Below are 17,988 nucleotides of genomic sequence, written 5' to 3'. Positions count from 1 at the left end.
TTACTTCGCGACGACCACCGGAATCCCGCGCAACTGCCCGGCGCCTTTCATCTCTTCCAGCGACTTCTTCACCGACACACTTGTCGCTGCTTCGATCTGCAAGCGCGCCGCGAGATCGCGCTCGCCGCGCTTCACGCCCGCCAGATTCGCCAGCTTCACGTGACCATAACCGCGTACACGCGCATGCAGATCGGCGAGCTTCGCGACGTCTTCCAGATTGTTCGCGTTGAGCTTTGCGAACGCGCGTTGCAACGTCGTTTCGTAATCGCCGGCGAGTTCGCGCTCCATCTTGCGTTCCAGCGTGCGGCCGAACGGATCGAACATCGTGCCACGCAAGCCGCTGAATTTCGCCATCACACCCAAAACCGGCCACATCCATTGACCGAAGGTTTTCTTGGTCGGATTCACTCCCGGTTGAGGACGCGTGAGCGTCGGCGGCGCGAGGTTGAACTTGATGCCGAAGTCCTTGCCCGCGACACCTTCGAATTGCGCTTCCAGTGCTTCGCGGAAGGCCGCATCCGTATGCAGGCGCGCCACTTCGTATTCGTCCTTCACCGCGAGCAGACGATAGAACGTCGTCGCCACGGCACGCGTGATGCGCTCGCTCTTTGCATCGACCGCGGTTTCGGCACGGCGTGCCGCATCGACCAACGTGCGATACCGCTGCACATAACTCGCGCCACCGTACGTTTGGAGACGACCCTCGCGATGCGCGATCAGTTCGTCGAGCGTATCGACGCGCACGGCCTGCTTCGCCAGATGCCGTGCCTGCCACAGCGATTCGAGCGCAGCGGGGTCTTCCGCAGCAACACGCCCGATCGAAAACGCCAGTTGATTCATCTGCACCGCGACGTTGTTCAATTCGATCGCGCGCATCATCGCGGCGAACGACACGGGCACGAGGCCAAGTTGCCAGGCGTAACCGAGCATCAGAATGTTCGCGCCGATGGTGTCGCCGAGAAAACGCGTGGCGAGCGCCTGGGCGTCGCACGTCGACATGCGATCGTCGCCTGCCGCGTGGCGCATCTTGTCGATCAACGCGTCGGCATGCAGCGTCGCGTCCGGGTTCTGCACGAAGGTCGCGTTCGGAATCGCATGCGTGTTGACTACGATGCGCGTGCGGCCATGACGCACCGTTTGCAAGGCATCGGCGCTCGCGCCCACCACCATATCGCACGCGAGCAGCACGTCGGCCTGTTGCGTGTCGATACGCACCTGATTGAGCCACTCGTCGCGCGCCGCGAAGCGCACGAACGACAACACCGAGCCGCCCTTTTGCGCGAAGCCCATGAAGTCGAGCACCGACGCGCTCTTGCCTTCCAGATGCGCGGCCATGCTGATCAACGCACCGACCGTCACGACACCTGTGCCGCCAACACCGGTCACCAGAATGTCGTAAGGCGCGGCATCGAGATGCGTCGCGGGAATCGGCAAGGCGTCGACGCGCGCGGCGAGCGCGGCCGGATCGAACGCGGCGCCCGCGGCTTTCTTCAGCTTACCGCCTTCCACCGTGACGAAGCTCGGGCAGAAACCGTTCACGCAGGAGTAGTCCTTATTGCACGACGATTGATCGATGCGGCGCTTACGCCCCAGCGCAGTCTCAAGCGGCTCGACCGACAAGCAATTCGATTGCACGCCGCAATCGCCGCAGCCTTCGCAGACTTCCTCGTTGATGAAGAGACGCTTGTCCGGATCGGGAAACTCACCTTTTTTCCTGCGACGCCGTTTTTCAGCCGCACAGGTCTGGTCATAGATCAGCACGGTCACGCCGTCGATATCGCGCAACGCGCGCTGCACCGTGTCCATTTCGCTGCGATGGTGGAACGTCGTGCCTTTTGGGAAGAGGTCGTGATGGCCGTCGTATTTCTCCGGCTCGTCGCTGACCACGACGAAACGCGACACGCCTTCGGCTTCCACCTGACGTGCGATCTGCGGCACCGAGATGCTGCCATCGACCGGCTGGCCGCCCGTCATCGCGACGGCATCGTTATAGAGGATCTTGTAGGTGATGGTGGTGTTCGCGGCCACCGCCTGGCGGATCGCGAGAATGCCGGAGTGAAAGTAGGTACCGTCGCCGAGATTCTGGAATACGTGGCGCGTTTTCGTGAACATCGAATGCGAGGCCCAATCGACCCCTTCACCGCCCATCTGAATCAGGCCGGTGGTGTCGCGCTCCATCCACGACGCCATGAAGTGACAACCGATCCCCGCATGCGCGATCGAACCTTCAGGCACTTTGGTCGACGTGTTGTGCGGGCAGCCCGAGCAGAAATACGGCGTACGTTTCACGCTATCCGCCGCATTCGACAGGATTTGCGGCGCCACCAGATCGACCACGCGCTCGCGACGATCGAGCGCCGGCTTGTGCTTCGCGAGCCAGTTCGCGAACACCGGCAGGATGCGCGACGGGCGCAATTCCCCGAGCGACGACAGCAACAGCGTGCCGTCTTCGGCGTTCTTGCCGACCACGATCGGCCGCGTGCCTTGCGTGCGGTTGTACAGATAGTCTTTGATCTGCTGCTCGATGACCGGGCCTTTCTCCTCGATCACCAGCACTTCGGACAAACCGGACACGAACGCGTCGATGCGCGTCATTTCCAGCGGGAACGACAAGCCGACCTTGTAGATCCGCACGCCGGCCGCTTCCAGATCGGCGACAGTCAGATCGAGCCGACGCAGCGTTTCCATCAAGTCGAGATGCGCCTTGCCGCACGTGACGATACCCACATTCGCATGCGGACTTGGCGCGATCCATTTGTCGATGCTGTTGGTGCGCGCGAAATGACGGACCGCGTCGAGCTTCGCGTGCATCCGCGCTTCGATCGTGAGACTCGGCAGATCGGGCCAACGGTTATGCAAGCCGCCGGCGGGTGATTCGAAATCCTGCGGAACCGTCCATTCGGTTTGCAGCGCATCGAGGTCGACCGTCGAACCGGATTCGACCGTTTCCGAGATTGCCTTGTAGCCGACCCACGCACCCGAGAAACGCGACAGCGCCCAGCCGTACAGGCCGAACTCGAGCATGTCGGCAATGTTCGACGGATTCACCACCGGCATATGCCATGCCATCAACGCGAAGTCGCTCTGATGCGGCATCGACGACGATACGCAGCCGTGATCATCGCCCGCCACCACCAGCACGCCGCCGTGCGGCGATGAGCCGTACGCGTTGCCGTGCTTCAGCGCATCGCCCGCGCGATCCACGCCGGGGCCTTTGCCGTACCACATCGCGAACACGCCTTCGACGGTGCGCTCCGGGTCCGATTCCACCCGCTGCGTACCGAGCACCGCGGTGCCGCCCAGTTCTTCGTTGATCGCCGGCAAAAAGCGAATATCACTCGCCGTGAGCAGTTTCTTCGCTTTCCACAACTGCTGGTCGACCATGCCGAGCGGCGAGCCACGATAGCCGCTGATGAAGCCGGCGGTGTTCAGGCCCTGCGCGCGGTCGACTGCGCGTTGCATCAGCGCGAGGCGCACCAGCGCCTGCGTGCCGGTCAAGAAGATCCGGCCGCGCGTGGCGGTGAGGTTATCGGACAGCTTGTAGTCGGCGAGAGCGGGCGTGCCGTCGATGGGCAGGCGAGCGGTCATGGGTGAGTCTCCAATGTTTTGCATCCGCGCGCCGTGGGGTGGGGGCCACAAAAGGCGATACGGCGAAAGAGACTCTATTTTTTAGCGCCAATTGGAGTGAATTTTTTCTACTTGGCGAGGCGTTCAACGAAACAGCGCGACGGGGCGCGCGTTTTAATGAAGTTTTGAGATGGATCTGCCACGTGGCGGGCGGGTTCGGGTATGCCCTGGTGCGTTTCAGTCCTGTTTTTACGGCGCGGGCGCCTTCGCCATAGGCGCGGAGACAGGTGCTGAATCGAGCGGCACGACCTCGTCGAAATGCGAGTAATCGATGTGACTCACGCCGCCCTCGTCACGCATGATGTCGGCGAAACGGTGTTGCCAGCGGATCTGCTCACAACGCCACATATGGCGCGCCTGCATGGTCTGCGAGGTCGATTCGTCGACCCCTTCGAGCGTGAGCCACAGCGACGCATCGTGGCCCTTGAGCGTTTCGGCGGTCTCGCCAAATAGCGGACTGCTTTCGTCGATGACGTGCATCATGACCCAGCCCAGTTTGAACACGGGATGCTGGTCGCGCACCAGCGTCAAGTCGTAGAGCTTGCGCAGCGTATAACCTTCGGTGGAGGTTTCCAGTCGCATGAGGCGAAGTTTCGCCCGCGCTTCGGCGATCACGTTTTGACGCGCATTGGCGGCGCGCACCATCAGCGTCATGCGGCCCTCGTACGGCCATACGACCGCGTAGCGGGCGAACATGATCTTGGCGTGCGGACGTGAGAAGCGCGCGAAGATCAGCCCGGTCGCCAACGCGATGCTGGACATGCCGACAAAGATCTCCAGTGTTGCGATCCAGTGGGCGTAAACCGTTTGCGGGTGCATGTCGCCGTAGCCGACCGTCGCGAGCGTTTCGACGCTGAAGAAAAACGCGCCGCTGAAGCCTGCCGGAAACTGATTGGCGATCGGTGCGTTGCCGAGCATGTAGAGCGCGGCAAACACGGTGTTGAGCAGCAGGAACAAGACCCCGAGCGAGACGAAAAACGTCGGCCAGCGGACCATGAGTGCGCGGTGATAGAGATCCTGCCAGAGCGGCGTCGGCATGCCGTGCGCGATAACGACGCGATCATCCAGGCGCAATTCCCGGCTGCCGCGCGTGCGACCTTTCTGCGCACGCGTTTCGTCGTCGCCGATGCTGGAAAGATGGTCTGGTGATTCGGTCGCCATCGCGTGCCCGTGGAGAGGAAGAACGCGTAAAGCGTAGCACGCCGGTTAGCGCGCGGAGGGGGATTGTCGGCGCGCTGAAGGGACGTTGGAGAGCGTGCCCCAACGGCAGGTTGCACAGACGTCGAGGTAGCACATCGACGGCGTGTTGCACGGGCGCCGAGGCGGCGCTTCCAACACCCGCCTGCGGTACTTTGGGCGAGCGTGCGGGAGATGCGGCGATTCCGCTCGCTTGACGCACACGCCTCTACCAATGCGCCCGCTGAAGGTCTACGGAAACGCCCTCGGTTTTGGAATGCCGGCGCCGTGTTCGATGTCGTCGACGCCTTGCTGGTGCGCTGCTGCGATAGCTTCGGCTTCATCCGCGTAGCCGTTGTCGCCGCCGACGGTGGTCCACGGCTTGACGGCTTTCTCGCGATGCCGGATTTCGTATTCCGCGTCCCAGCGTGCGCCGTTGAGTTCGAGAGGGCGGACGTGAATCGAGTACACGCCGTAGAGGAAGAGCTGTTCAGCCATGATCGCCTCCAGCCGGTTGATTTAGAAGCGGCGCTGTGCGATGGACGCAGCGCCGGGTTGCCTAGAGTTCGATTTCCCCGAGGATGCGGTGCGCGAGCGCCTTGGCTTCCTCGAGGGCTTCCTCGGGCGTGGACGAAGTGGCTTCGACTTCGTAGACCGTGGTCTCCTGGTCGGTGCTTGCTTCGCCCTCGTCGCGGGAAAGCGTAACGATGCCCTGCCACGTGTCGCTTTGTACTTCTCTTATCGAGGCGGTGGCCGTGTAGATACCTTTGGTGTAGGTGATGTCATCCATGGCGACGCTCCTTCTTCCAAAGGGTTGGTTTTTTCATCCTAGCACGATGACCGGGGTTCGGTTTTTCGGCCGCGTGGCGCCCAGTGTTGGCAACCGATGTCCACAACAATACGCGCCGCACAAGGCAAAAAAACTACAGCAGCGCCACAACCTCATCCAAAGAAGGTGCATGCGCGCCAGCATGGCGGCAAGCCGCGGCGCCGGCGGCCAGTGAAAAGGCCAGGTGCTCCGGCCATGCTCGCTGCGGCGCGGTCATCAAGCTGAACAGCAGGCCGCCAATCGAGGCGTCGCCCGCTCCCACCGTATCGACAACTTCCACCCGTGGCGGCCGGGCCTCTACAACCATCGCGCCGTCGATCAACATGGACGTCTCCGGTCCACGCGTGACCAGCACGGTGGCGGCGGGATTCATCGCCCGCAACTGGGCAAGCGCGCCGGCCTCGTCGTCCGTCTTGAACAGCATGCGCAAATCCTCGTCTGACACCTTGATCAGATCGGCCAGCGCGGCCATCTTCCGCAACGTGGGCTCGTAGCCATGCTCCATCAGATTCCGGTAATTCGGATCGAAACTGATCTTCACCCCGCGCGAGCGCAACTCGGCGGCCAACGCGGCAAGCGTGTCGCCCAGCGGCTGACGCACCAGGCTGATGCAGCCAAAATGCGCCCACTTCACCTGCCCGATCCAGCCAGCCGGCAGGCGCGCCGGATCGAACGCCAGATCGGCGCCGTTCTCACCCATGAAAAAGTACGCCGGCGGATGCGTCTGATGAACGATCGCCAAGAGAGGCGGGCGCTCCACGCGCTGCATGAAACGCATATCGAGTCCCGCGGCAATGCTCGCGTTCCACAACTCATCGGAGAAGTTATCGACGCCCAGCGATCCGGCGCACGCGGTCGGCAAACCGAGCCGCGCCACGCAGCGCGCGACGTTCCAGCCGGCGCCGCCAGGACGCGAGAGCCATTGCGAGGCGCCGGTCCGCACGAGATCGGTGAGGATGTCGCCGGCCGAGACGAAGAAGGGGAATTCGGTGTTTGCGCTCAAGTTGCTCATTTTGCTTACTCCGCGGATTCGGACGCAGCGGCCGCGCCGTCAGGCAGTGCGTGCGCCAGCACCTCGTAGCACGCGCCCATCGTGTGATAGTCGGTCTTGCCGGCGGGACTCTTTTCGTCGCTGTACTTACGGTTGTCGCACGTGAGGATGCGGTACCACGCGCCATACTTGTGATCGACGAAATGCGCCCAGCTATAGCGCCAGATCTCGTCGTACCAGTCCCAGAAACGCTCGTTGCCGGTGCGCTTGGCGAGCAGCGCCGCGGTCGCGAACGTCTCCGCCTGAACCCAGAAATACTTGTCGTGATCGCACACGGTGCCGTCCGGGCCGAAGCCGTAATAGAGGCCACCGTGGTCTTCGTCCCAGGCGTGGGTCATCGCGGCGTCGAATAGCTCAATCGCGCGCGGCAGCAGCCACGGCAACGGACGATAGCGCTCGAGAATCAGCAGCAGCTTGGCCCACTCGGTCTGGTGCCCAGGCTGGAAGCCCCACGGACGGAAGATGTTCGAGCTGTCTTCCTCGTTGTAATGCCAGTCGACCGACCAGTCCGCGTGAAAGTGCTCCCACACGAGTCCTTGCGACAGCTTCGCCTGGCGCAGCGTGATGTTCGACGCCACCCGTTCCGCACGATCGAGATAGACCAGGTGCCCGGTTGCCTCGTGGGCGGTCAGCAGCGCCTCGGTGGTGTGCATGTTCGCGTTCTGGCCGCGGTACGAACTGACGCGCCAGTCGGGTGTCGCCTCGTCAGCATAGAGGCCGGCGGCGGCGTCCCAGAAGCGGTGTTCCATCAACTCGAAGGTCGCGCCGATCATCGGCCTGGCTTCCTCGATGCCGGCCATCGCCGCATGCGAATACGCGAGCAGCACGAATGCGAGGCCGTAGCAGTGGCGCGTTGCGTCGAGCGTGTGTTTCTTGCCGTCGCGCCATTCGAGCTCCCAGTCGTAGCCTTCGTGTTCGGCGTCCCAATGCGCTTCGCGCAGGAAGCGCAAACCGTGGCGCGCGTACTCGAGATGCTGTGGGTCGCCGAACTGACGATACGCCATCGCGTAGTTGTAGATGTAGCGGCACGTGCTCACCAGATGCCGCGTGGTTTTGTCGTAGACGGAGCCGTCGTCGCGGAAGAAATGGAAGAAGCCGCCGCTCGGATCGAGCACGTTCGGCGCGTAAAAGTGCAGCGTGTCCTGCACATGAGCGAGCAGAAAATCGCGGCTGCGAAAGCTGTCGACGGGCGGCGCCGCGGCGGCGCCGTTGGCGGGGTGAAGCGGATCGGATTGCGTCATGGCGTTTTTACCAAAGTACTGGCACGGGCAATGAGATGGACGGGCAAGCGGACTTCGAGTTCAGCGGGTGTGTCTTCAAGCAGCAACTCGACGCCGCGCCGGCCGAGCGCTTCCTTGTCGACCGAAATGGTCGACAAGGGCGGCGTGGCATGCGCGGCGGCGGGAATGTCGTCGAAGCCGATGATGGCAATATCCTCGGGCACGCGGATGCCGCGCGCGAGGCACGCACGCAGCGCGGCGAGCGCGGCGGCGTCGTTGTAGGCGAATACGGCGTCGGGCCGCGGGCCGGGTGCGTCGAGCAACTGGTGCATCGCGCGTGCAGCGCCGGTGTCGGGATCGAGGCCTGCGTCGATCGTGAGTTCCAGCGATGGGTCGAACAACAAGCCCGCTTCGAAAAACGCGCGCCTGTAACCGAGCGCGCGCTGGGCGATGCTGAAGTGCGCGAGCGAGCCGCCGATGAACGCGACGCGCTTGCGTTGCTGTTCGAACAGATGCCGCATGGCGAGCGTGGCGCCCGCGGCGTTGTCGAGGTTCACCGAGCGCAGGCCGGGCGCCCACAGGTCGATCAACACGAGCGGGCGTTGCATCGCCACCAGTGTGGTCAGCGTTTCGGGCTCCACGAAACCGGCGATCGCTACCGCGTCCGGCGCATGCAGACGCATCTGCTGGATCACGTCTTCGGTCGGACCGGCGGTCAGCACGGAAGGCACGATGCCGCGTTCGCGGCACGCGTCTTCCACGCCATGCAGCACGTGCGAAAAGAACGGGCTGACGGCGAAATTGTTGTGCTGACGGTGCAACAGAAAGGTGAGACGGCGGATGCGCGGCCGCAACTGGGCGGCGTCATAGCCGAGCTGCCGCGCCGCTTCGACCACGCGTTCGCGGGTGGCCTCGGAAAGGCCGGGCTGATTCTTCAATGCGCGTGAGACGGTGCCGATCGACACGCTGGCCGCGCGGGCGACGTCGCGGATGGTTGTGGCCATCGAATGAAGCGGCCGCAAGCGGGGCGGCCGCACGGTGTTTGGGTTCGGCCGATTGTATAGTAAAACGTGGCTAAAACAGCCTCGTGAACGTGTGATCCGTACCCGGAAATACCCGTAGACAGTGCTGCTGGCCTGATTTATGTTGTTTAGTAAAAACTGCTAAACAAGGCGTGGGCGTTGCCCTCGGCGCGCCAGCGCACTCAGTCGACGGCCATCGCCGCCATGTCGGCCTGTCCGCGTAACAGCACCACGCTCTCATCCGCGTCGATCAGCACGAAGCCGCTCGTCTCGTGCTTCGCGCGCCGCTTCGCCAGCGCCGCGACGGACGCGATTTCCTCGCTGCTGTAAAACGACGGCCCGCCGTCCGACTCGACGCGCACGCAGCCGATGGCCATCGTCACGAAGCTGAAGAAGGTCGGATTGCCGCGCCGGTCTTCACCGTGGATGCCGCCGGCCAGCCGGTCGGTGGGCGCGTAGAAGCGCTGCGCGCCTTCGTTGAACAGGTGAATCGCGCGCAGTACGCGCTCCTGCCAGTCCTCGCTCTGGAACAGGATCAGAAAGTCGTCGCCGCCGACGTGACCCAGGAAATCGCGGGTCGGGTCGCAGACGTCGGCGAGTACGGCGGCAGCGAATTTCAACACCTCGTCACCTTGCCAGTAGCCGTACTGATCGTTGAAGGGCTTGAAGTGGTTCAGGTCGACGTAGCACGCGTAGAAGCCCGCGTCGTTGCCCAACAGGCGGGCGATGTGCGAGCTGATCGGGATGTTGCCCGGTAAGAAGGTCAGTGGGTTCGCATAGCGCGCGGCTTCGATGCGCACCTCGGTCACCGCGCGCACCAGCTTCTCGCCGGTGCCGAGACCGGCGTATTTGCCGTGGTTGTCGGTGATGACGAAGCCGTCGGCGAGATAACGCTGGTCGTCGCTTGCAAGAAGTTTGGCCATCTGTTCGACGGTCATCGATTGCTCGATGATCACCGGCGACGCGTTCGCAAACTGAAGGCATGGCCGCTTGCCGAACAGCTCGCGGTGGTAAGGCAGCGCGTAGCGGTCCATAAAGCTGCGGCGGTTGATGAGCGCAACCGGCTCGTCATGTTCGACCACCGCTACCGCATGCAGATCGGGCAGGCGGTTGAACAGTTCGAGCACGTCGTTGTTGGTCGCGTGGCGCGGCAGCGCGGGCGCATGCACCATCATCTTCGCCGATGCCATGCCGCCCGACGGCGACGCGCTGCTCGCTGTGCGCGTGGTCTCCGGGAATACGGCGATGTGACCGGCGCGCAGTGCGTCGCGGGCGTCGTCGGTGACGTTACTGGCCGGCTGGGCATGCGGCCGGCCGAAGAAAAAACCCTGCCCGCAGCCGATCCCCATGTCGCGCACCACGATCAGATCCGCTTCGTCCTCGATGCCTTCGGCCACCAGCCGCGCGCCGCTTGCGTTGGCGAAGTGCTGCATCGCGCGCACGGCTTCGAATTTGAGTGAATCGCTGGAGATGCCGTGGATGAAGAAGCGGTCGATCTTCACGACGTCCGGTTGCAGGCGCACCCAAAGATTCATGCTGGCGTTCGCGGTGCCGTAATCGTCGAGCGCGAACTGCGCGCCGGCCGTGCGCAACGTCGAAATCACCGGCAGGAAGCTGGCGACATCCAGAATCGTGCTTTGCTCGGTCAACTCGATCACGATCCGTTGCGGATCGACACCGCGACGACGCAGCAGCGCGAGCGTGTCGTCGTGCGCGTCGGCCAACTGACGGATTGCTCCCGCGCTGAAATTGAGAAACAGCTTGCCGTCGAAATCGAGCTTCGCGAACGCGTCGATGCAGGTGCGTGCGGCGGCCTGCTCGAGTTCAAGCGCGCAGCCCTCGGCGAGCGCCTGCGAAAACAGGGCGAACGGCGTTTCGAGCGGTGTGCCGGCCGGGCCGCGGATCAGACCTTCGTAGCCGAGGATCGCGCCGTCGTCGAAATCGATGATCGGCTGGAATACGGCGGACAAGTCACGCCGGGCGATCAACTCCTCGATACGCGGCGTAGCGGATCGGGAGGGCGAACGAGGTTGCATGGCAGTTAGGCGTAGCGATCGACCTTCGTCTTATCGACCCATTCAGCCTGGAGTTAAGTGAAGTTTTAGTGACGCGTTGCACCGAGGTGGTGCGTCGCGGCCTTGGGCCAGCTGGCGACGGTTGTGCCACGACCAGGACTTTGCCTATGCCATCCGGCTGAGGCGACAGCGGCGGCGTTTGAGCGTGAAATAACAAAAAAGCCGCACGAGGCGGCTTTCTTCAAATGACGCTCAGGGAGGGCGCTTATGAATGTCCTGTTTGCATTGCGCGCGTATTCAACGTCGCGCGACAGCGGCGGCGGGCCGCTCGCGCGGAGCCGCGCGGGTTTCGCCGCTGGTGTCGCGAGCCCCCCAGCGCTGCGCGAGCGCGGCGCACACCATGAGCTGGATCTGGTGGAACAGCATCAGCGGCAAGACCACGGCGCCCACCGCATGCGAGGCGAAAATCACTTTGGCCATCGGCACGCCGGCGGCGAGGCTTTTCTTCGAGCCGCAGAAAATGATTGTGATCTGGTCGGCGCGGTTGAAGCCGAGCCGCTTGCTGACCACGATCGTCACGGCCAGCGCGAGTGCGAGCAGTACCACGCTGATCAACAGCAGGCCGCCAAGTGCGGACAGCGGGATCTGGTGCCACAGGCCTTCGTCGACGGCTTCGCTGAACGCGCCGTACACCACCAGCAGGATCGAGCCCTGGTCGACGAACTTCAGCACGCCGCGATTACGCTCGATCCATTTGCCGATCAGCGGGCGCAGCAACTGCCCGGCCACGAACGGCACCAGCAGTTGCAAAACGATGTTGCCCACCGTATGCCACGGCGAGGTGCCGCCGCTCGCAGCCTGATTGGTGACGACGAGGCTGACGAGGGCGGGGGTGATGAAGATGCCCAAGAGGCTCGAGGCCGACGCGCTGCATACGGCCGCCGGCACGTTGCCTTTGGCAATGGACGTGAACGCGATCGACGATTGAACCGTCGACGGCAGCGTGCAGAGGAAGAGGACCCCCGCGTAGAGCGCCGGCGTGACAAGTGGCGAAAGGAGCGGTTTAAGCGCGAGGCCGAGCAGCGGAAACAGCGCGAACGTGCTGAGCAGCACTACCAGATGCAAACGCCAGTGCGTCGCGCCCGCAACGATCGCTTCGCGTGAGAGCTTGGCGCCGTGCAGGAAAAACAGCAGGCCGACCGCAACGTTCGTCACCCAGTTGAACCCGACGGCGGCCTGCCCGTGAACCGGCAGGAGGCTGGCAAGGATCACGGTGCCCACGAGGCACAAGGTGAAATTGTCGGGAAGCAGTTTCGGGCGAGCCATGGCGGAATCTCGATTCGGTGATGCGGAAAGCAGGGCGCGCGAATCTGCCCGCCTCAGGCTATGGGAAACGGCTATTGTTGTTGAAAACCGATTGAATATGCAAATTCATTTACCGAATCGATTAATGAGCGTCGCGCATCAGATCGTTGCCTCGGCGGTCTCACGCCCGGGCCGGCGGGCAGTTCCAGTATTGGTGACCGTATCTGTTTGGTCCACTGCCGTTTTGACAATCCGGCAAAAAACCGGCTTGGATTCGTCATACTCAGGGACCCTCAGCGGATCTTGCAAAGGCCGCTCGAGCAAGCTGTTTCAAGGCTTTCGCGCAAGGACACTGTCGCGGAAAAACGTCGCAGTAACAAGGTGTTACAACAGCGGTCGAGGCCTAACACTTTTTGGCTCGACACCCTTTGCCGGCACCCATAAATTACGCTCAAAGGCCATCGGGATGCCCCGCGCCGCGACAGATACGCAGCGCTCGTGCCGGTCCCAGAACAAGTCCATCGCAGCTCGAACGGTGGGCTTCAGGCAGGTCTTCGGGCATGTGAGTCACTTGGTGGACGGGTTGTCGAGAACGAAGCACTGGGCGTTGGGCGCGGTTATCACTGCGCTGTGCTCGTTCGCCTATGCAAAAGTGCCTGGCGTACCGCACGGCGGCGGTGGTGGTGGTTATTCGCATGCCGCCACGGGTCACGCAATGCGCGGTGATGCGCGCAACAGTGGCTATTACTATGGCGCCGCCAATGCGAGACCGGCTCGCAACAACATGGCCGAGAGCAACGCGCACTCGCCGCGTGGCGGTTCGAACTTCGCCCCCGGCAACTACGCCAACGGCTTTGGCGGCTACAACCCCGGCATGCATCGTGTCACCGGGCCGGCCGGATATCCTAACGACAGCCGCGGCGGCATGCAGTACGCCGGCGCTATCACGCCTGTCAGCGCCGAATCGCGCGCGGTGCCGCGTCCGCCGCCCAACGCGCCGGTTCGCGCCGGTTCGATTCGCGCCGATGTCGCCCGCTACAACGAAGAGCGCGGCGCCCCGCGTGCAGTGCAGCGCCAAGGGGACGACCCGCGTCAGCAGGAAGGTTCGCCGTACCGTAACTAACTGCAGCATGGGAGTCTTGCTCCCGCGCAATGCGGTCTAACGCCGCTCCTCGTCGTACCTCTCGTCTCACCGATTTTCCCTCCCATGCTTCGCCGAATCCGCTTTTCCGGCTTTCAAACCGGTTGCTGTGGTATTGCGCGTCGCTGCCGTCCAAAAAGCCCCTGTCAATGTGACGTTTCGACACCACACTTTTTTGAAAACATTCGGCAGCAAACCGTCTCCCGTCGTCAAATTTGATCGTTTTCGCCACGGCGCGTCATCCGCATGTCATTTGAACCGTTATCACCCAGTCGGGCGCAATGTCAGTAACGCTTTGCGCGGAACCGCAAAGTCCGCGGCGATGCAGTGACGACGTACACGGCCGCCGCTTTATCAGGCCGATAAGTGGCAAAACTAATCAGATCGCTATACCCGCAATAACCCACGATATTTTTGTCCATAAAAATGGTCCGCAAAGATGGTCCCGCCCAGATTGGCTCGATGATCGAACGGACAACAACAATCATTCGCGCGAGCTTCCCCTTTCGCACAGCTACACCTTTTTCGACAAAGACAGGAGAATCCATGAAAACAAGCATCAGCAGTGCGCTGAAGACCACCCTCAAGGCAACCGCGTGTGCCGCCCTGCTGGCCAGTGCATCGTCTGCTTTTGCGCAATCGAGCGTGCAACTCTACGGTCAGGTCGACGAATGGGTCGGCGCGCAGAAATTCCCGGGCGGCAAGACGGCGGTCCAGGTGTCCGGTGGCGGCATGTCGACGTCGTACTGGGGCTTGAAGGGGGCTGAGGATCTGGGCAACGGCTACAAGGCGATCTTCACGTTAGAAGGCTTCTTCCGTGCGCAGAACGGCCAGTTCGGCCGCTTCCAGGGCGACACGATGTTCTCGCGTAACGCGTACGTCGGTATCGAATCGCCGTACGGCACGGTGACGGCAGGCCGTCTGACCACGCCGCTGTTCGTGTCGACGATTCTGTTCAACCCGTTCATCGACTCGTACGTGTTCTCGCCGATGGTGACCCACGTGTACCTCGGGCTGGGCACGTTCCCGACGTACTCGACGGATCAGGGCGTGACAGGTGATTCGGGCTGGAACAACGCGGTGTCGTACTCGTCGCCGAACTTCAACGGCCTGTCCGCGACGGCGATGTACGCGCTCGGCAACACGGCCGGTCAGAACAGCGCGAAGAAGTGGAGCGGCCAGGTGCTGTACTTCCACGGCCCGTTCGCGGCGACCGCGGTGTACCAGTACGTGAACTTCAACAATGTGCCGGTCGACCTCGGCAGCTTCAATACGTCGGGTGTTCCGGGCCTGAAGAGCCAGAGCGTGGCGCAAGCCGGCGTCTCGTACGACATGAAGTTCGTGAAGTTCTTTGGGCAGTACATGTACACGTATAACCAGCAAACCATCTCGAGCTGGCACGTGAATACGGCGCAGGGCGGCGTGTCCGTGCCGGCCGGCCCGGGCACGGTGATGGCGTCGTACGCCTATTCGCGCGACGGCGGCGGCTTCGACCAGACCCGCCAGACGGCTGCAGTCGGCTACGACTATCCGCTGTCAAAGCGCACGGATATCTACGCGGCTTATATGTACGACAAGATTACCAGCCAGTCGAGCGGCAACACGTACGGCGTCGGCCTGCGCGCGAAGTTCTAAGCCTCTGGGGGTAAAGCATGCGGCGCCTGCGAGCAGGTACCGCGCGATGCCAACCCTGCCGAACCAGGCAGTACCAGTAAAGCCCACCTTCTCCGGAAGGTGGGCTTTACTGCTTATGGCGTCCGTTTTTTGCGCCCGCGTCCATCCGATTTGCCGCCCAGTCTTTGATAAACCCGGCAAAATGGCGCCGATTGATTCCTGAGGCGAGCGATTGAGATGGATACCCTTGTCAGCATGAAAGTGTTTCGCCATGTGGTCGAAGTCGGCAGCTTTGTCGGCGCGGCCGAGCGGATGGAGATGTCGGCAGCAATGGCGAGCAAGCATGTGATGCACCTCGAGCAGCAGCTCGGCGCGCGTTTGCTGAACCGCACGACGCGCCGTGTCGCGCCGACCGAGGCGGGTCGCGAATACTACGAGCGCTTGAACCAGGTGCTCAGCGAACTCGAAGAAGCCGAGCAGGTGGTGGGCGCGGCGAGCGTCGTGCCACAAGGACGCTTGCGGGTGTCGTCGCTGTCGGCCTTCGGCTTGAGCCATGTGATGGCCGCGGTGGCCGACTACGCCGCGCAGTATCCGCAGGTCACCGTGGACATAACCCTGTCCGACCGCGTGGTCGAACTGATCGACGAAGGCTTCGACGTCGCGATCCGGGCTTCACCGAGCGGGCTGAAGTCGTCTTCGCTGATCGCGCGTCAGATTGCGACCGCCCATCTGGTGCTGTGCGCATCGCCGGCCTATCTGCGCCGGCACGGCACGCCGAAGACCGTCGCCGATCTGGCGCGTCACAACTATCTGCAATACGCGGGCGTGGCTCCCCTGGAAATCGCGACCGCGACCGGCAACGGCACGCCGCGCGTGCGCCTCACCGGCAACCTGATCGTCAACCACCTGGAGGCGCAGCGCGTGATCGTGCTGCAAGGCGCGGGTATCGCGATGCTCGGCACCGAGGTGATCGGCGACGATCTGGCCACGGGGCGTCTGGTGCCGCTGCTGGTGGACGACGTGCCGCCGCGCGAGTTGCCGATCCATGTCGTGTACGCGAGCCGCAGGCATCTGTCGGCCAAGGTGCGTTCGTTTGTCGACTTCCTCGCCGAGCGGTTCGCGAACGAATCGCTGTGGCCTTCGCTCGAGCAGATCAAAGCGCTGGCGGTGCGGTAGGCGGCCCGGTCGAGGCGCTCCTACCCGTTTAGCTATACTGGTTGCCAGCACCCATACGCGTAACGATCTGGGGGAGACATGACCGATCTGTCCACGCCGCAGCGCGCCGGTGGCCACAAGCTGCCCGCGGGCCGGCGCCTGCGTTTCGTCACCGCCGCTGCGCTGTTCGATGGCCACGATGCGTCGATCAACATCATGCGGCGCATCCTGCAAGCGAGCGGCGTCGAGGTGATTCACCTTGGCCACAACCGCTCCGTCGATGAAGTGGCCACCGCCGCGCTGCACGAAGACGCCGACGGCGTCGCCGTGTCCAGCTATCAGGGCGGCCATAACGAATACTTCCGCTATCTCGTCGACCTGTTGCGCGCGCGCGGCGGCGAGCGCATCAAGGTATTCGGCGGCGGTGGGGGCGTGATCGTTCCTGACGAGATTGCCGAGCTCGAGCGTTATGGTGTCGAGAAGATCTACTCGCCGCATGACGGCCAGCGGCTCGGCCTGCAAGGCATGATCGACGACATGATTGCGCGCTGCGCTGAGGTGGCGCGCGCTGCGGCCGCCGTACGGGAGAGTCCGGTTGGCGAGTGGGTGGCCGATTTGTCGGCGAGTGGGCTGCCGCGTTTCGAGCCGCGCGCAGCGTCGCACGTCGAGACACGGACTGATGATCACGCCAACGCGCGCGATCTTTCCGGCAAGGCGCGGCAGGCGGGTGGAGCGCTCCACGGCAGCCAGATCGGTGGCATGGTCAGTCCCGACGGCACCATCGGCATCGCCAGCACCTCCGAACAACCAGACCCTGCAGACTTCACCTTCCGCCGCCTTGCGCAACTGGTCAGCGCGTACGAAGCGGGCCGCGTCAAATCAGCCGAGCAGGAAATACTATCGGTCCTCGCCGAGGCGGTCGCGGTCCCCGTCCTGGGCATTACCGGCACCGGCGGCGCCGGCAAATCCTCGCTCACCGACGAACTGATTCGCCGTTTTCGACTCGACTATGGCGACGCACTCACCATTGCCGTGCTGGCCATTGATCCGTCGCGTCGAAAATCCGGCGGCGCGCTGCTCGGCGACCGCATCCGCATGAACGCGATCGGTGATTGGGGCGGCGGCGCGCGCGTCTATATGCGTTCGATGGCGACGCGTGACGCATCGAGCGAAATCACGAGTTCATTGGAAGACGTGCTCAAGCTGTGCAAGGCCGCGGGCTTCGATCTGATCATCGTCGAAACGTCCGGGATCGGGCAGGGCAATGCGGCGATCGTGCCGTTCGTCGACGAATCCCTGTATGTGATGACGCCGGAATTCGGTGCGGCGAGTCAACTGGAAAAGATCGACATGCTCGACTTCGCCAGCTTCGTCGCGATCAACAAGTTCGACCGTAAAGGTGCGCCGGATGCGTTGCGCGATGTCGCGAAGCAGGTGCAGCGCAACCGTGGCGACTTCGCGAAGGCGCCCGACGCGATGCCGGTGTTCGGCACGATCGCCTCGCGCTTTAACGACGACGGCGTGACCGCGCTGTATCAGCACGTGGCCGAGGCGCTGCGCACGCACGGTCTGCGCTCGGGCGGCGGCCGCCTGCCGGTGCTCGACAACCTGCGCTTTTCGAGCGGCCGCAACGCCATCGTGCCGCCGGCACGCGTGCGCTATCTGGCGGATGTCGCGCAGACCGTTCACGCGTATCGCGAGCGTGCCGACGCGCAAGCACGGGTGGCGCGTGAGCGCTGGCAACTTACAGAAGCGCGCCGCATGCTCGCCGAAGCTGATGCAGGCACAGGCACAGGCACAGGCACAGGCACAGGCACAGGCACAGGCACAGGC

General features: G+C 63.3%; 14 protein-coding genes. 4 read left to right on the top strand and 10 right to left on the bottom strand.

Going from position 1 to position 17,988, the window contains the following annotated elements; all coding sequences use genetic code 11:
- The 9 genes from M0D64_RS38215 to M0D64_RS38175 form a co-directional block, all read right to left on the bottom strand.
- Positions 1–3,588, bottom strand: a complete 3,588-nt coding sequence (locus M0D64_RS38215) for an indolepyruvate ferredoxin oxidoreductase family protein (RefSeq protein WP_266261476.1) — start codon at positions 3,586–3,588, stop codon at positions 1–3.
- 228 nt (positions 3,589–3,816) lie between these two features.
- Positions 3,817–4,788: an ion channel gene (locus tag M0D64_RS38210; RefSeq protein WP_266261475.1), complete on the bottom strand. Its 972-nt coding sequence runs from the start codon at positions 4,786–4,788 to the stop codon at positions 3,817–3,819.
- A 267-nt stretch (positions 4,789–5,055) separates the two neighbouring features.
- Entirely contained in the window at positions 5,056–5,301 is a 246-nt protein-coding gene (locus tag M0D64_RS38205; RefSeq protein ID WP_074285658.1) for a hypothetical protein, read from the bottom strand.
- A gap of 61 nt (positions 5,302–5,362) precedes the next feature.
- Positions 5,363–5,593: a hypothetical protein gene (locus tag M0D64_RS38200; protein ID WP_154558838.1), complete on the bottom strand. Its 231-nt coding sequence runs from the start codon at positions 5,591–5,593 to the stop codon at positions 5,363–5,365.
- Positions 5,594–5,726: 133 nt separating this feature from the next.
- Positions 5,727–6,644, bottom strand: coding sequence for a carbohydrate kinase (locus M0D64_RS38195; RefSeq protein WP_266261474.1), 918 nt, complete (start codon positions 6,642–6,644; stop codon positions 5,727–5,729).
- Between the two features lie 5 nt (positions 6,645–6,649).
- Positions 6,650–7,924, bottom strand: a complete 1,275-nt coding sequence (locus M0D64_RS38190) for an AGE family epimerase/isomerase (protein WP_266261473.1) — start codon at positions 7,922–7,924, stop codon at positions 6,650–6,652.
- Positions 7,921–8,907: a LacI family DNA-binding transcriptional regulator gene (locus tag M0D64_RS38185; RefSeq protein ID WP_154558835.1), complete on the bottom strand. Its 987-nt coding sequence runs from the start codon at positions 8,905–8,907 to the stop codon at positions 7,921–7,923. The genes M0D64_RS38190 and M0D64_RS38185 overlap by 4 nt, the downstream gene beginning before the upstream one ends.
- 200 nt (positions 8,908–9,107) lie before the next feature.
- Positions 9,108–10,961, bottom strand: coding sequence for a phosphodiesterase (locus tag M0D64_RS38180; RefSeq protein ID WP_266261472.1), 1,854 nt, complete (start codon positions 10,959–10,961; stop codon positions 9,108–9,110).
- Between the two features lie 276 nt (positions 10,962–11,237).
- Positions 11,238–12,266 (bottom strand): bile acid:sodium symporter family protein, encoded by a 1,029-nt coding sequence (locus M0D64_RS38175; protein ID WP_266261471.1) that lies wholly within the window; start codon positions 12,264–12,266, stop codon positions 11,238–11,240.
- Positions 12,267–12,819: 553 nt separating this feature from the next.
- Between M0D64_RS38175 and M0D64_RS38170 the strand changes: the two genes are divergently transcribed.
- On the top strand, positions 12,820–13,368 hold the full coding sequence (locus M0D64_RS38170; protein ID WP_266261505.1) for a hypothetical protein: 549 nt from the start codon (positions 12,820–12,822) through the stop codon (positions 13,366–13,368).
- Positions 13,369–13,670: 302 nt separating this feature from the next.
- On the opposite strand, the gene M0D64_RS38165 is transcribed toward M0D64_RS38170, so the two are convergent.
- Complete coding sequence (locus tag M0D64_RS38165; RefSeq protein ID WP_266261470.1) at positions 13,671–13,934, bottom strand: hypothetical protein; 264 nt, start codon at positions 13,932–13,934, stop codon at positions 13,671–13,673.
- Here M0D64_RS38165 and M0D64_RS38160 point away from each other — a divergent pair.
- The 3 genes from M0D64_RS38160 to M0D64_RS38150 all read left to right on the top strand — a co-directional run.
- On the top strand, positions 13,933–15,021 hold the full coding sequence (locus M0D64_RS38160; protein ID WP_171925104.1) for a porin: 1,089 nt from the start codon (positions 13,933–13,935) through the stop codon (positions 15,019–15,021). The two genes, M0D64_RS38165 and M0D64_RS38160, sit on opposite strands and share 2 nt — an antisense overlap.
- 216 nt (positions 15,022–15,237) lie before the next feature.
- Entirely contained in the window at positions 15,238–16,176 is a 939-nt protein-coding gene (locus M0D64_RS38155; protein ID WP_266261469.1) for a LysR family transcriptional regulator, read from the top strand.
- 78 nt (positions 16,177–16,254) lie between these two features.
- Positions 16,255–17,988, top strand: a 1,734-nt coding sequence (locus M0D64_RS38150; protein WP_266261468.1) for a cobalamin-dependent protein, incomplete at its 3' end; no start/stop codon positions are given.

Source organism: Paraburkholderia sp. WS6, from assembly GCF_030464835.1.
In the GTDB taxonomy this organism is placed as follows: Bacteria; Pseudomonadota; Gammaproteobacteria; order Burkholderiales; family Burkholderiaceae; genus Paraburkholderia; species Paraburkholderia madseniana.
The sequence above is the reverse complement of the archived record's forward strand: the minus strand, read 5'-3'. Positions and strand labels throughout refer to the sequence as shown.

What these genes read in the sequence shown, in the direction of transcription:
- M0D64_RS38215 (WP_266261476.1), bottom strand. Translation starts at nt 3,588, where the DNA reads ATGACCGCTCGCCTGCCCATCGACGGCACGCCCGCTCTCGCCGACTAC.
- M0D64_RS38210 (WP_266261475.1), bottom strand. Translation starts at nt 4,788, where the DNA reads ATGGCGACCGAATCACCAGACCATCTTTCCAGCATCGGCGACGACGAA.
- M0D64_RS38205 (WP_074285658.1), bottom strand. Translation starts at nt 5,301, where the DNA reads ATGGCTGAACAGCTCTTCCTCTACGGCGTGTACTCGATTCACGTCCGC.
- M0D64_RS38200 (WP_154558838.1), bottom strand. Translation starts at nt 5,593, where the DNA reads ATGGATGACATCACCTACACCAAAGGTATCTACACGGCCACCGCCTCG.
- M0D64_RS38195 (WP_266261474.1), bottom strand. Translation starts at nt 6,644, where the DNA reads ATGAGCAACTTGAGCGCAAACACCGAATTCCCCTTCTTCGTCTCGGCC.
- M0D64_RS38190 (WP_266261473.1), bottom strand. Translation starts at nt 7,924, where the DNA reads ATGACGCAATCCGATCCGCTTCACCCCGCCAACGGCGCCGCCGCGGCG.
- M0D64_RS38185 (WP_154558835.1), bottom strand. Translation starts at nt 8,907, where the DNA reads ATGGCCACAACCATCCGCGACGTCGCCCGCGCGGCCAGCGTGTCGATC.
- M0D64_RS38180 (WP_266261472.1), bottom strand. Translation starts at nt 10,961, where the DNA reads ATGCAACCTCGTTCGCCCTCCCGATCCGCTACGCCGCGTATCGAGGAG.
- M0D64_RS38175 (WP_266261471.1), bottom strand. Translation starts at nt 12,266, where the DNA reads ATGGCTCGCCCGAAACTGCTTCCCGACAATTTCACCTTGTGCCTCGTG.
- M0D64_RS38160 (WP_171925104.1), top strand. Translation starts at nt 13,933, where the DNA reads ATGAAAACAAGCATCAGCAGTGCGCTGAAGACCACCCTCAAGGCAACC.
- M0D64_RS38165 (WP_266261470.1), bottom strand. Translation starts at nt 13,934, where the DNA reads ATGGATTCTCCTGTCTTTGTCGAAAAAGGTGTAGCTGTGCGAAAGGGG.
- M0D64_RS38155 (WP_266261469.1), top strand. Translation starts at nt 15,238, where the DNA reads ATGGATACCCTTGTCAGCATGAAAGTGTTTCGCCATGTGGTCGAAGTC.